At 51.0% G+C, this 13,586-nt stretch carries 10 protein-coding genes and 1 tRNA gene; 3 read left to right on the forward strand and 8 right to left on the reverse strand.

Annotated elements, in window-relative coordinates:
- Positions 1-118 precede the first annotated feature (118 nt).
- Together ACJMM9_RS04785 and ACJMM9_RS04790 are read left to right on the forward strand one after the other, a co-directional pair.
- A complete protein-coding gene (locus tag ACJMM9_RS04785; protein ID WP_405324326.1) occupies positions 119-1,354 on the forward strand; it encodes a sialate O-acetylesterase in 1,236 nt (411 codons plus the stop codon).
- A gap of 167 nt (positions 1,355-1,521) precedes the next feature.
- Positions 1,522-2,727, forward strand: a complete 1,206-nt coding sequence (locus ACJMM9_RS04790) for a sialate O-acetylesterase (RefSeq protein ID WP_405324328.1) — start codon at positions 1,522-1,524, stop codon at positions 2,725-2,727.
- A gap of 55 nt (positions 2,728-2,782) precedes the next feature.
- On the opposite strand, the gene tsaA is transcribed toward ACJMM9_RS04790, so the two are convergent.
- The 4 genes from tsaA to ACJMM9_RS04810 form a co-directional block, all read right to left on the reverse strand.
- A complete protein-coding gene (gene tsaA / locus ACJMM9_RS04795; RefSeq protein WP_405324330.1) occupies positions 2,783-3,460 on the reverse strand; it encodes a tRNA (N6-threonylcarbamoyladenosine(37)-N6)-methyltransferase TrmO in 678 nt (225 codons plus the stop codon).
- Positions 3,461-3,617: 157 nt separating this feature from the next.
- A complete protein-coding gene (locus tag ACJMM9_RS04800) occupies positions 3,618-6,179 on the reverse strand; it encodes a 1,4-beta-glucanase (RefSeq protein WP_405324332.1) in 2,562 nt (853 codons plus the stop codon).
- 235 nt (positions 6,180-6,414) lie between these two features.
- Positions 6,415-7,464, reverse strand: coding sequence for a histidine phosphatase family protein (locus tag ACJMM9_RS04805; protein ID WP_405324333.1), 1,050 nt, complete (start codon positions 7,462-7,464; stop codon positions 6,415-6,417).
- Between the two features lie 127 nt (positions 7,465-7,591).
- A complete protein-coding gene (locus ACJMM9_RS04810; RefSeq protein WP_405324335.1) occupies positions 7,592-8,371 on the reverse strand; it encodes a hypothetical protein in 780 nt (259 codons plus the stop codon).
- A 193-nt stretch (positions 8,372-8,564) separates the two neighbouring features.
- Between ACJMM9_RS04810 and rfbD the strand changes: the two genes are divergently transcribed.
- The gene (gene rfbD / locus ACJMM9_RS04815) at positions 8,565-9,485 is read left to right on the forward strand and encodes a dTDP-4-dehydrorhamnose reductase (protein WP_405324337.1); all 921 of its coding nucleotides are present in this window, start codon (positions 8,565-8,567) and stop codon (positions 9,483-9,485) included.
- A 3-nt stretch (positions 9,486-9,488) separates the two neighbouring features.
- Here the strand turns inward: rfbD and mqnE are convergent, their stop codons facing one another.
- From mqnE to recN, 4 genes are all read right to left on the reverse strand, one after another.
- Entirely contained in the window at positions 9,489-10,529 is a 1,041-nt protein-coding gene (gene mqnE / locus ACJMM9_RS04820; RefSeq protein WP_405324339.1) for an aminofutalosine synthase MqnE, read from the reverse strand.
- A gap of 46 nt (positions 10,530-10,575) precedes the next feature.
- Positions 10,576-10,649 (reverse strand) — tRNA-Met (locus ACJMM9_RS04825).
- Between the two features lie 115 nt (positions 10,650-10,764).
- Positions 10,765-11,925 (reverse strand): CDP-alcohol phosphatidyltransferase family protein, encoded by a 1,161-nt coding sequence (locus ACJMM9_RS04830; RefSeq protein ID WP_405324341.1) that lies wholly within the window; start codon positions 11,923-11,925, stop codon positions 10,765-10,767.
- The gene (recN, locus tag ACJMM9_RS04835; protein WP_405324343.1) at positions 11,922-13,571 is read right to left on the reverse strand and encodes a DNA repair protein RecN; all 1,650 of its coding nucleotides are present in this window, start codon (positions 13,569-13,571) and stop codon (positions 11,922-11,924) included. The genes ACJMM9_RS04830 and recN overlap by 4 nt, the downstream gene beginning before the upstream one ends.
- Between the last annotated feature and the right edge of the window lie 15 nt (positions 13,572-13,586).

The raw sequence follows: 13,586 nt of genomic DNA on the forward strand, positions 1-13,586 counted from the left end.
AAAAATTCAATGTTGCAGATGGCTACAACGCGATTTTCCAAAGATTTAACAAATCTCTCCTCGTTTAGGATATATTAGGAAGAGTTGTTTGGGGACTTGGGGTCCCAAGGAGTGTAAGATGAATGTCTCACGGATAGTGGGCTTGTTTTTAGGCATGGGTCTTGCTGTTTCTTCAGTATTTGCAGCGCCAGACCCTAATTTTCACATCTATTTAGCGTTTGGTCAATCCAATATGGAAGGCCAGGGCAATATCGAAAGCCAGGATAGGACTGTCGATGAGCGGTTCCGGGTTCTTTGGTCTGCCGATAATGCGTCCTGTAACCAGGGGGCTTCCAAGGGCAAATGGTCCCCGGCAAAGCCGCCTCTTGCGCATTGCAATAACGCAAAACTTGGCCCTACGGATTATTTCGGCCGCACAATGGTCGAAAAGACCGATTCCAAAATCAAGGTTGGCGTTATCGTTGTTGCCGTTGCGGGTTGCAGCATCCAGTTGTTTGATAAGGCGAATTACCAGAACTACATCAATTCGGTCAAGAATACCCAGAGCTGGATGACGGGATATATCAATCAATACGGTGGAAACCCTTATGGCCGTTTGATCGATATGGCTAAGAAAGCCCAGGAGGATGGTGTCATTAAGGGAATCATCTTCCATCAGGGCGAAACGGATGCCGGCGATGGTCAATGGCCTTCCAAGGTGAAAAAAGTCTATGACAATATCATTAAGGATCTTGGGTTGGAAAACGATATTCCGTTCCTTGCAGGCGAGGTCTTGCGCACGGGCTCGAGCAAGGGCGCGAATAACAACATTGCAAAACTCCCGCAGCAGTCCAGCAATTTTTATGTGGTCTCGTCCGAGGGCTTTAACCAGGCTCTTGGCGATGGGCAGAATGTCCATTTTACGGCTCAGGAATACCGCGATTTCGGCAAGCGCTATGCCGAGAAAATGGTTGAGGTTCTTGGAGACAAGCTTAAGCCTGTTTCTGCTGAAGAGTCTAGCAGCAGTAGCGAGACTTTGTCGAGTTCGTCTGAGGTTTCTAGCAGCAGTGCGGTCTCTTCTAGTTCCACTGTCGGTGGGATTGTTATCCCCAATGCGGCCCGTACATTGAGTGTGGGGAAGGTCTCTTTTGTGGGCGGTGCTTTACAGGTCCCGCTGTCCCTTTCCCGTTCTGGCGTGGTGAATGTTCGTCTTTATTCCGTACTTGGCAATGAAGTTGCGAATGTCAGCGAGTCTGTTGAACAGGGAACGAAAACGGTTTCTCTTTCCAGGAAGGGCTTGCGTTCTGGTGTTTATGTGCTAAATGTCCAGATGGGTTCTGCAAGTATTACCAAGCGTATTGACTTGAATCGCTAGTTTTGATCCTGTAGGCAAAGGCTCTGCGCGGACCCGTGCAGGGCCTTTTTGTATGCGAAAATGGCGTTGCAGATATCTACAACGAGTTTTGCCTTTTTTTTATGAAAGCCTTTAATTGAAGGGTATATTTAAGGTGTTAGGGATTTTTGCGCCTCAAGGAGTGATAGATGACAGTCTCGCGTGTCGTGAGCTTGTTTTTGGGTTTGGGTCTAGCCGTTTCGTCGGCCTTTGCTACGCCAGATCCTAATTTTCATATTTATCTCGCGTTTGGTCAATCCAATATGGAAGGCCAAGGAACGATTGAAAGCAAGGACAAGACGGTTGACCCGCGTTTCCAGATGTTTTCGACGATTGATAACTTTAATGGACGCAAGCTCGGAACGTGGAACGATGCGATTCCGCCTTTAGCAAATAAGCACGGTGGCTTAGGTCCCACGGATTACTTTGGACGAACCTTGGTCGAACGATTAGACCCTCAGATTAAGGTGGGGGTTGTCGTGGTCGCAGTTGCAGGGTGCAGCATTGTATTGTTCGATCCCCCGGTTAGCGATAGCTATTGGAGTCAGCAGGCGGGCTGGTTTATGGATATTGTCAGGGATTATGGTGGCGATCCTTATCAGCGTCTGGTCGATATGGCGAAAAAGGCTAAGGAAGACGGTGTCATCAAGGGAATCATTTTCCATCAGGGCGAAACTGATGAGGGCGACAGTGATTGGCCGAACAAGGTCAAGAAAGTCTATGACCGTCTGGTTAAGGATGTTGGGCTTGATGAAAACATTCCATTTTTTGCGGGAGAGGTTCCGTATAACGGCAGTTCCAAAGGGACGAACAATAACATCAGGAAGCTCCCGAGCAAATCCAAGAACTTCTATCTCGTTTCTGCCGAGGGCCTTAATGACCTAGACATGTTGCGTATTCATTTTTCATCGCAGGGGTATCGCGATTTCGGCAAGCGCTATGCAGAAAAAGTAATCGAAGTCCTGGGGGATGATCTCAAGCCTGTCTCTGCTGAAGAGTCTAGTAGCAGTAGCGAGGTCTTGTCGAGTTCTTCTGAGGCTTCTAGCAGCAGTACGGTTTCTTCTAGTTCTACTGTAGGTGGATTTGCTATACCTAATGCCGTTCATGCAGTGGGTGTTGGCAAAGTTTCGTTTGATGGAGCTTTCTTGCGTGTGCCTGTATCTATGGCTCATTCGGGTGTCGTAAGCGTTCGTCTTTATTCTGCGCTTGGTTCCGAAGTAGCTTATGCAAATCGCTTGTTGTCTGCTGGGCAAAGCGATGTCCTGATATCTAGAAAGAATATTTCTTCAGGAATTTACATAATGAGCGTGGTGACCGCTTCATCGCACATCATGCAGCGTGTGAATTTACAATAATAAGTTCTCCTCAATGCTAAGGGCTCCGTGTTCGCACGGGGCTCTTTCTTTATTTTTACGCTATACTAATAATTTTCAGTTCGTCGCCAGCGACTTTGAACTTGACTTCGTATTCTGCAAATGGGAAACCGTAAACGCGCTTGGGATCGTTTTGGTAGGCGGGGCGCGGGTCCTGCTCCAAGACTTCGATAAGCGCCGTGCGTTTTTCTTCGCTCAGCTTGGCGAGAGCATCGGGATTCTTGACGTGAACTTTGTTCTGCTTCACGGCGTCTGCAAAACCGCCAATCGCTTCGGGGTGGGCATCCGTGTAAGGCAGGTACGGCTTGATATCGACAATCGGTGTGCCGTCCATGAGGTCTGCGCCACTTACGACGATTTCCGGGCCTTCGGCTCCGTCGAGATGAATTTGCTCAATCTTCACGCACGAGAGCGCGACCGGGTTCGGGCGGAAGCTTGAACGCGTGGCGAAAACGCCGAGGCGCTTGTTGCCGCCGAGTCTTGGCGGTCGCACCGTTGGACTCCACGTGCTGCGGATGTTCTCCGAAAAAATCCACATGATCCACAGGTGGCTAAAACCTTCGAGACCGCGGAGCGCATCGGCATTGCGAAATTCCGGCTCAAAGCGTATCGTGGAACGCAAGTTCTGCACCAGCCCGCTCTGTCGCGGGATGCCAAACTTTTCACGGAAATCGCTCTTGATTCGCGCAATGATTTTAAACGTCAGTTCTTGCATCGGATATTGCCAAGCTTTAAATACTTTGTCATGCCCGACTTGATCGGGCATCTCCTTTATAACATAGCAAAAAGAAAGGCTAGAGCTTAAAAGCGTTCGCTTTGCACTCTAGCCTTTTGAAGTGTGGGATTGATGATTATTGAAACTTTAATGCGCTTTATTTAATCGCAATAGCCTTTTTCAAGAGCAACTTGCCGTTAGCGCTGACAACCTTTGCGATGTACTTGCCGTTCGGGATCTTCTTGAGGCTTACGCTTCTGTTGCCGTTCACGTCTGCGGTAAGGAGCGTCTTGCCGTTCAGTGCGATAACTTCGAGTTTGCTTTCGCTCGGAACGTTCACATGCAATGTTCTATTTTGCTGCGTGAGCGTTGCCTTGCCGATGTTGTGTGCAATCTTGTTGAGGCTTGTCGGCGGGACTTCTACAAATTCAGTACCTTCCGGTGCGCCAACCACGAGACCGCGGCCTACTGTGCTCATGTAGACAACACCGAATGTGTTCATGTCGCCCTGCACGAAGTTTCCGTTACCCGGACCGCCGTACTGGTGGGCGTCATCGTTTATGCGTTCAAACGTCTTGCATTTGTCGGTACTGCGGTAGATGCCGATCGGGTCGCCTTCCTTGGCTGCACCCCAGATGAAAATCGTTTCGTAGTCAGAACCTTCCTTAGCCTTGCCGATGCCAACGGAGATTGCTGTCTTGGCACCTTCGCAGCGATTCCAGGATTTGCCGCCGTCTTCCGTGTAAGCAAGGCCGTATTCCGTGAAGCCCTTCGGCTGCCAGACTTGAGCCTGGTCCATTGGAACCCAGAGGTGGCCTTCCTTCTTCGGAACGGTGCGGATGAGACCTGCGCCGTTGTAGTATTCTCCAGCCTGTTCGTTCTGCAAACGAGCGTCCTGTGCGGTGAAGTTCTTGCCGGCGTCGCTGGACTTGTAGAGTGTACCCATGGCGCCCATCACGTAGAATGTCTTCGGATCGACCGGGTCTGCGACGATACGTGCGTACTGTGTCTGTGTGCCGGTTTCAACGGCGGTCCAAGTGGCGCCATTGTCATCAGAACGGTAAACGGTTGCGCTCTGGTCCGGGCGGTGGAGGATGACCTTGCCGTCTGCGGAGAGAACCACGAGGCCCTTGCCGCCCTTGAGCGTCGTCTTCACGCTATCCCAGGTGGCGCCCATGTCTTCGGAACGGTACATGACATTGTAATTGATCGATTCGTACTGGCCGTAAACGGTGATGATACCCGTGCGGAGGAGGGAGCCGGAAAGCGGAGCGTATGCCATGCTTTCGGTCGTGCCGATAATCGGCGTGTGGCGCGGGGAACTCTTCTTGATGTCGGTGTAGACTGCGCCATCGTAGTCGCCAATGGCGGTGACAAGCGGTCCATCCGGGATGCTCACGATGTCGAGCGGGACTGTTTCTTCGATGCCCACGGACTGGAACTTCCAAACGGGAACCTTGGCGGTGATATCATCGGTCTGGAAAATGCCGTTACCGCTGGTCACCCAGACTTTCTTGTTGTTGAACGGATCGAATTCGATGGAGCCAGCCCAGTGAATCGCGTTTCCGTGAATCCAGTTGTTGCCGTTTGCGTCCATGTTCACGCCGTCGCCGTAGTGCTGACCGAACGTCCAGTTTTCGCCGCCGTCGGTTGTCACGTAAATGCGGTCACCGTAGTTTTCAGTCTTGTCCTTGAAAAAGTGGCGTCCGGTGTACTGGCCGAGCGTTGAAACGACAATGTGTTTCGGATCCTTCGGGTCAATGGCAATGCCACCGTAAGAGCAATTATTCTTTTCGTGGGCGATGGTGCCGTCTTCTTTTTCGTTGTCGTCAAACGGGGTGATGTCCGTCCAAGTGCCAGCCTTGATGTTGTACTTGAAAACGCCACCGCGAGAAATATTGTACGGACCCGGACCGTCGGCGAACGTGACGTACATGTTGCCGTCTACGATCTTTGCGCGATGCGGCATAAGACCGCTCGGAGCGCCCTTGATGACTTCCCAAGTAGCGCCGCCATCATGGCTGACCTGCAAGTTGTCCGTGGTTTCGGAAGTGCCGATGTAAATTGTTGCTGTGCTGCCGTCGGCGAGCTTGCCCTGAGTCGGGTCGAACATCACGAAGCTTACGCCGTTCACGCCGTTGAGGCTGCTTTCGGTTGCGGTAGAAAGTGCAACTTTGTAGAGGCTTGTCCAGGTCTTGCCGGAGTCTGTGCTCTTGTAAACGCCCTTCGTGCGGCTGCCGCAGAGGATAATATTAGACTTGTTCGGGTCCACGGCGAGCTTTTCACCCGTCTGGCGGCCCATGCCATTACCGTGGGCGAGCATTTCTACATAGCTCGTGTCCCAAGTGGCGCCCATGTCGGAGGAGCGCAAAACGGCAGTGCGGCCCTTGCTAAAGTAGCCTGTGCCTCCGAGCACGTAAATCTTTTTCGGGTCTTGCGGATCAAGCGCAAAAGCTTCGGTGCCATAAAGACCTACGTCGTTTTGGCTGATCCAGTCCATCAACGGAATCCAGCGACTGCTTGTGGCATCCCAGCGGTAAATGCCGCCCACGTCGGTACGCGCGTAAATGAGGCCTTCGACCGTCGGACTCGGCATAATAGCGCTCACGAATCCACCGCCGTCAAAGCGGACGTTGCCCCATTCGTACTTTTCGGCGTTAGCGGTCGTGGCGAGAGCTGCCAAAGTGGCGATGCCGATCAATGAAATTTTACCAAACATATCGTCTCCGTTGGAATTTTGAGAACAATTAAACCCTTACAATCGTTGTTAATATATATAAATATTTGAAAATGTGGTTCTTATTTAAACCTTAATTTGAGAAATATTTTGAGAACATTTCGAAACGCAGGCGAAAAATGCGCAAAATACAAAAAATCCCCTCGATCAAGTCGAGAGGATCGTCAAAAAATCAAGTAACTAATGACTATTGATCAAAGACCAATAACCAAAAAATCTATTCAGCTCCGATGCCAAGTCCTTTGAACGGCACGTACCTGATTTGGTTCTTGTTGTCGATGATGACGGCGACGCCAGAGAGGAAGTACGGCCAGTGCCTCGAAGCTGGGTCGTGGAATCTGAAATTCACCGTTCCGTTCGAGGCGAAAACGGCGAGCGGGAGAACGAAGTCATCGTGGGAGCAAATGACGCGGAACTTGTTCATGGAAGCGTAGTCCGGAGCGATATGCGTCTTGATGATTTCGTTCGTTTTTTCGGTCAAATCGTAGAATGCATCGGCGTAAAGATTGTCATAGGCCCAGCCCGAAATAACGAGACGGACGTTCTTGGTGGAGTCGTCGTAATATTTGTAGCGTTCCTTGTCTTTCTTGTACCAGCTGATGGAATAAATTTCAGAAGAATCATGCGGGAAAGTCTGTTGCCCACGTCCTTGTGCGATGTAGAAGCAAGTCTGTTCCGTGCGGACGAATTTGGTGTGCGTGTATGTAAATTCGTCGGCGCTGATGAGCTTTTTACCAACGGCGATGGATTGGCGAACGCCATCGGTTGGCTGACCGGCGATGGTATCTGGCTCACCTACCCAGTGGGTAAGCGGAGTTTCGGGACCGGTCTCTGCGTCACTGCGTTCGCCGTGGCGGATCACAAAAACAGCCTTTTCGTTGCAGCGGACGCTCTTGAACACGTCGCCGATATCGGCGAGGCCGATGGAATCGACGGCGATGGTTGCGACTGGCGTTTCAACGCAAGTCGGGTCAAGCGATCCTTCAGAACTTGATGCGGGCGGGACGCTTGCGTCCGAGGAGCTGGAGCCATCACCAGGATTTGTTGCGGAGCTAGATGTGGCCTCGGCAGAACTTGTAGGGGACTGATTGTCGTTTGAAGAACCGGGGGGCGTAACGCTTGAAAGAGGATCCGACGGGGTGGTCGAGGAACTTGACATGAATTTGTCGAAAGCGTTAGTCGGGTTGTCTTCGCCGCAGGCGGCTAAAAGCGAGGCGGAGAGGATGGCGCCGGTAAAAGCTAAAGAAATACGGGAAATTTTATGCATTGCGTGAAATTCCTTGTTTTATCTCTTTAAATTTACCCTTGTTGGGGGATTTCTTCAAGTAAATTTTTCCAAATACCTTTAAAAAGCGCCGTTTACAGCCCGCTTTTCACTTTCTACTTCCTACTTCCTACTTCCTACTGTCTACTGAATTGTAGTTGATTTCGTTGCGGCGCTTGAGTTCCTTGTTGAGCGGCCAGTAAATCAGTGCAAAAACGATATATCCGATGAGAAGTACGATCCAGTGATTGAGCCCGAAACCGATTTCCACATATCGCATAGTGACGAACATGAATGGCCCTGCGATGAGAAAAAGCGGAAGCTGCCTGCACTGATCGCCGAGCGAATAGCGGCTCTCGTAGCTCACGATGGAGTTCATCATCGGGAAGCTGGTACAAAAACCGCCCATCAGGCGCTTGATGAGCATCAGCCCGGATACGACGCCTGCAATGGCGGGTGCCTTGATGTAAACGGGGAGCGGTGTCTTGTAGCGCACGCCGGCCTTGTACTTTTGCTTTTGGAAAAAGATGATGCCGAAGACAAGGTCAAAAACGCATGCGCCGATAAAGTAGGCTTCGCCTTCGGGGATGTGGGCGTGCAAGAATGTTCCGAGTGCGACGAAAAATGCGAGGCCGGCAATAATCGACGGTACAATCGGGACTTTTACTTTGTAATGGAGAATACGCACAATGTGTACGTACAACATGCACATGAAGCCGGAAACGGCGTTCTCGGTGTTCATCGGGAGCCCGACTGCGATGTAGGCAAAACCGCAGGGGATGGGGATGGTCGCTGTGACCGCCTTGAGTTGCGGGTCCTTCAGGTAGGCGCTCAAGGTGCCGAGGGCAGTGACCATGAAAACGAGCAGCCAGTCGTATGCCGAAAAATGAAAATTTAACGCTTCAAACATCGTGCCCAAAGATAGAAATTTGCAAATCTGATAAACATCCTGGCTAACAGACGCACTGTGTCATGGCGGACTTGATCCGCCGTCTAGTCTAGATTCCAGCTCGATGGCCGGAATGACGTAAGAATTGACTGTAATAACTTGTAGCAGACAATAAACAATTACTATTTGCTATTATTGTCGTAGAGGTTTTTCTATGAAAGTTTTAGTGACGGGTGTTGGTGGCCAGCTGGGTCACGATGTGATGAATGAACTTGCTAAGCGCGGCTACGAAGGCGTCGGTAGCGATATTGCTCCGGTTTATTCCGGTGTTGCCGACGGAAGCGCTGTGACGACGATGCCTTATGTGCCGATGGATATTACGAATGCAGCGGCGGTCGCCGAAACCATCAAGAGCGTAAATCCAGACGTGATTGTGCATTGCGCCGCCTGGACGGCAGTGGACCTTGCCGAAGACGAAGACAAGAAAGCGAAGGTCTTTGCAATTAACGCTGAAGGTACAGAAAACATCGCCCGCGTCGCAAAAGAAATCGATGCGAAGATGGTCTACATCAGCACGGACTATGTGTTTAACGGCCGTGGCACTTCTCCGTGGAAACCGGACTGCAAGGATTACGAACCGCTCAACGTCTATGGCGAATCCAAGCTCAAGGGCGAACTTGCTGTTAGCGGAACGCTTGAAAAGTATTTCATTGTGCGTATCGCCTGGGTGTTCGGCCTCAATGGCAAGAACTTCATCAAGACGATGCTCAAAGTGGGCGAGTCTCACGATACGGTCCGCGTTGTTTACGACCAGATTGGTACGCCGACTTACACGCTCGACTTGAGCCGACTTCTCGTCGATATGATTGAAACGGACAAGTACGGCTACTATCACGCCACGAATGAAGGCGGATTCATCAGCTGGTACGAATTCACGAAGGAAATCTATAAGCAGGCGGGGCTTCCGACGAAGGTGTTGCCGGTGACGACTGCGGAATACGGACTTTCCAAAGCCGCTCGTCCGTTCAATAGCCGCTTGGACAAGAGCAAGCTTGTGGAAGCTGGCTTTAAGCCGCTCCCCACATGGCAGGATGCGCTCGGCCGTTACCTCAAGGAAATCGGCGTCCTCGCATAAGACTTACGAAAATTTTTCGTACAAAGCGTCTCGTTCCACCGGAACGAGGCCTTCTTTTATTATAAGGTTCTTCATGCGTTCTGGACTCATGCCCACGGGAACCGTGGCGCCTGCGGCATGCGTAATCTTCTCTTCGATGATCGTGCCGTCCAAATCCGATGCGCCGGCGTGGAGCGCCTTCATAGCGGTTTCAATGCCCATCTGGATCCAGTACGCCTTGATGTGCGGGAAGTTGTCCAAGAACAAACGAGAAACAGCGACCGTGCGCAAGATGTCTTCTTCGCTTGTGATGTTCGGGACGATTTTGTGGAGCGCATTGTGTTCCGGGTGGTACACGAGCGGTATGAATGCGAAAAATCCTGGAGCTTCGTCCTGCAAGTCACGGAGCATCTTCATGTGCGCGATGCGGTCTTCAATCTTTTCGATGTGCCCAAAGAGCATGGTGGCGTTCGTCGGGATGCCGAGCTTGTGCGCGGCGCGATGGACGTCAAGCCATTCTTCACCAGTTTCCTTGCCCGGGCAAATCTTGTCGCGTACACTTTGTACTAAAATCTCGGCGCCGCCGCCAGGGAGGGCGTCAAGGCCTGCGTCCTTGAGTGTTGCCATGATCTGTTCGGGCGTCTGGCCAGAAATTTTGGCGAAATGGCAAATTTCGACGGCGGTAAAAGCTTTCAAGTTGGCGGACGGAAATTCCTTGCGGAGCTTGCGCAACATTTCGATGTAGTAATTGAACGGGTGATCCGGATGGAGACCGCCAACAATGTGCAATTCGCGGGCGCCTTTGCTAATGGCTTCGGCGGCCTTGTCGCGGATGGTCTTGTAATTCCAGTCGTAAGCAGTCGGGCTATCTTTCTTGATGCGGCTGAATGCGCAGAACTTGCAGTGCAAAACGCATACGTTCGTGTAGTTGATCTGGCGATTGTTCACCCAGTAAACGGACTTGCCGTGGCGTGCTTCTTTTTCGGCGTTGGCGCGTGCGCAAAGTTCGTCGAGCGGTGCGTTCAAAAATAAATCGAGAGCTTCTTGTTCTGAAATGCGAGACATACTACAAATATAAAAAAAGACTTAGATTTAATCTAAGTCTTTTTAGTAGCGGGGGCAGGACTTGAACGCTGCGACCTTCGGGTTATGAGCCCGACGAGCTACCAACTGCTCCACCCCGCGTCGAGGTTGATCCATATATAGAAAATAATAATAGATTTGGCAAGCCTAAGGTGCAGAGTAAATTGCAGAATAAGCTTTTTTTATGTTTTTTCCGCCGTTTTTAAGCGAAATTCCATTACACAAATTTTTTCAAAATGTGCTTGCTTGCGTAGAAATAATCAATTCCGCTGATGAGTGTAATGGCCGTTATGATGCCCATCACAATAATGGGGAACTGATGCCAAATCCCTTCGAATCCTGGAATCAAAGCACGGACAGGTTCGATGGCTCCGAGGAGAATTGCGACAATGCCGATCCCTTGCAACGCTGTTTTCCATTTGCCACTGCGACGTGCCGGCATAATGAGGCCTTCACTTGCGGCGAGTGTTCGGAGTGTTTCCACGCTCGATTCACGGAAGTAAATCAAGGCGACCATCCAAACAGAAGCATAGCCTGTTGCGATAAAGCACATGAAAATCGTCATGTTCGAAATCTTGTCACTGAACGGGTCGAGGTACTTGCCGAGCGTACTGACTTCGCCCATTGAACGGGCGAGCTTGCCGTCCAAAAAATCCGTGAGCATAAAGCCTAGCACCATTACAAGCGCAAGGATTTTAAACACGAGATTGTTGTTGCTGTAATCCAGATCGTTATCGTAGAAGAATACCCAGAGGAAAAACGGCGTAAGCACAATGCGGCTCATGGTGAGCTGGCTTGCGATTGAAAGAGGTTTGCGATGCGCTGGGTCGCGGTAGTACCAGTAAGCATATGCGGCGGTAGAAGCGGCGATGAGCAAGATGGAAACGACCATCATGATTTGCTGGAGGTTTTCCAGATTCAATAGATAGACGCCCATCGTAATTGTCACGGAGAGATTGGCGAGCTTGCTCCAGCGGCGCTTGCGGGGGAGCTGCTTACCTTCGCGGAGGACTCCAAGCGAAAATAGGGTATGCGCAATGAGTCGCGCCAGCAAAACGGCGCATCCGACGGCTAAAATCTTTTCAACATTTTCATTCTGGATCAGGTCGCGGGCAAAAATGCTTGCCATCACGATAAACTGTAAAAAACCGTCAATGGTATTAAGCCAAAGTCTGTAGTAGGGCTTTTCGATTTCCTGGCTCTTGAGCTGGAACAGGTTCACCCAGCCCATGATGAGCGCGATACCGACAAAGGAACACGCCATCGTGGTCCAGTCTTCCCAAATGAAAATTATGACGCAGACAAAGACGAGTGCGCGTAAAATGCTCCATACGCGCGATCTTAAACGAACATCAGAAGTATTTTCTGGTTCTGTCATAAATTATTCTCCAACAGTTGCTTTGCATGGGTACGAACAGTTTCAGATGTTCCACCTAACATTCTAGCAATTTCTTCAATACGTCCGTTCTTGTCAAGGTCGATAATGGTCGTAAATGTCCTACCTTCAACCTCTTTTTTGCTCACGGCGAGCTGATTCTGGGCGCGGCTTGCGACTTGATGCAAGTGGGTGATGGTAAGTACCTGGTGGTGCTTGCCTAAATTGCGCAGTGCATCGCCGATGCTGTTGCCTGTTTCACCTGAAATTCCGGAATCCACTTCGTCGAAAATCAGGAGCGGGACCTTGTCGAGGTCTGCCATGACACTCTTGATGGCGAGCAGCACACGGCTGAGTTCGCCGCCCGAAACAGCCTTTTGCAAAGACTTCTCGCCTTCGCCCGGGTTCGGGGCGAGCAAGAACTCGATGCGGTCGGCACCGTTTGGCGTCGGGTCCTGTTCGGTGATGCTCGTGAAGAACTTGGCCTTGGGCATGCCGAGGCTGTGCAAGATTTCTTGCACGGCCGAGTCAAAGCGCTGGGCTGCTTCACGGCGCTTCTCCGTGAGCATTGTAGCAAGGCGGTAGGTCTCTGCCTTGTGTGCGTCAGCCTTGCGCCTGAGTTCGTCGAGGTCGGCATCGAGGTTCTCGAGACTGTCGAGTTCCTGCTTGCGCTGTTCGGTGAGCGCGATGAGTCCGGCGACGTCGGTGCGGTATTTGCGCTTGAGCTTTTGAATCATTGCGATCCTAGAATTGGCGCGGTCGATTTCAACAGGACTCATGGACTTTGATGGGCGGAGCCTTTGCAAGTCCTTGCAAATTCCTTCGAACGGATCGGCCACTTCGACGAGCGCATTCAAATCTTCTTCGTAATGCGGAATCTTTTGAGCGAGACTGCGCAACTTGTACTGAAGGTTCTGGACCTGTTCCAAGATGCCGTTGTCACAACCGATCAATCCTTGAATCTCGTTCAGCAGATTGTGTTCCGCTTCGCTCTTGCTTGCTACGTTGACCTTTTCTTCAAGTTCTTCTTCTTCGCCATCGCGAAGCGCTGCCTTTGAAAGTTCATCGTACTGGAACTTTAAAAAGTCCTTTTGCTGCGCAAGGTCCTTGGCGTGAGCTTCTGTCTTTTGAATCTCGGCGAGAACGTTGTTCCAGGCGTTGTAGCTTTTTGAATAGTTTGTTAACAACTCGCTGTTGCCCGCGTATTCATCGAGCATCTTTGCGTGTGTGCGGATGTCGCGCAATAACAGCTGTTCGCTCTGCCCGTGCATCTGGATAAGCGATTCGCCAAGCTCTTGCAAATCCGAGAGGCTCACAACGGAACCGTTCACGCGGGCGCGTCCCTTTCCGTTTTCAAGAATCTCGCGGCGGATGATGAGTTCATCGTCGTCGTCGAGTTCCAGCTTTGCAAGAATTTGTTTGACTTCGGGTTCGTTCGAAATGTCGAACGTTCCTTCGATGACCGCTTTTTCTTCGCCAGTGCGGACCATCGACGCTTGCGACTTGTCTCCGCAGACCATGCGGAGCGCTTTCATCAAGACGGACTTGCCGGCGCCAGTTTCACCCGTAATGGCGGTAAAACCTTCATGGAACGGGACGCTTGCCTCGGCAATGAGTGTAAAGCTGTTTATTGTGAGTTGCTTTAACATGATTATTTCTAGTTA

The organism is Fibrobacter sp. (assembly GCF_045112255.1).
GTDB lineage: Bacteria > Fibrobacterota > Fibrobacteria > Fibrobacterales > Fibrobacteraceae > Fibrobacter.

Excerpts from the sequence above, each read along its gene's own strand:
- ACJMM9_RS04800 (WP_405324332.1), bottom strand. The coding sequence starts at position 6,179 with ATGTTTGGTAAAATTTCATTGATCGGCATCGCCACTTTGGCAGCTCTC.
- rfbD (WP_405324337.1), top strand. The coding sequence starts at position 8,565 with ATGAAAGTTTTAGTGACGGGTGTTGGTGGCCAGCTGGGTCACGATGTG.
- ACJMM9_RS04805 (WP_405324333.1), bottom strand. The coding sequence starts at position 7,464 with ATGCATAAAATTTCCCGTATTTCTTTAGCTTTTACCGGCGCCATCCTC.
- ACJMM9_RS04810 (WP_405324335.1), bottom strand. The coding sequence starts at position 8,371 with ATGTTTGAAGCGTTAAATTTTCATTTTTCGGCATACGACTGGCTGCTC.
- tsaA (WP_405324330.1), bottom strand. The coding sequence starts at position 3,460 with ATGCAAGAACTGACGTTTAAAATCATTGCGCGAATCAAGAGCGATTTC.
- ACJMM9_RS04790 (WP_405324328.1), top strand. The coding sequence starts at position 1,522 with ATGACAGTCTCGCGTGTCGTGAGCTTGTTTTTGGGTTTGGGTCTAGCC.
- recN (WP_405324343.1), bottom strand. The coding sequence starts at position 13,571 with ATGTTAAAGCAACTCACAATAAACAGCTTTACACTCATTGCCGAGGCA.
- ACJMM9_RS04830 (WP_405324341.1), bottom strand. The coding sequence starts at position 11,925 with ATGACAGAACCAGAAAATACTTCTGATGTTCGTTTAAGATCGCGCGTA.
- mqnE (WP_405324339.1), bottom strand. The coding sequence starts at position 10,529 with ATGTCTCGCATTTCAGAACAAGAAGCTCTCGATTTATTTTTGAACGCA.
- ACJMM9_RS04785 (WP_405324326.1), top strand. The coding sequence starts at position 119 with ATGAATGTCTCACGGATAGTGGGCTTGTTTTTAGGCATGGGTCTTGCT.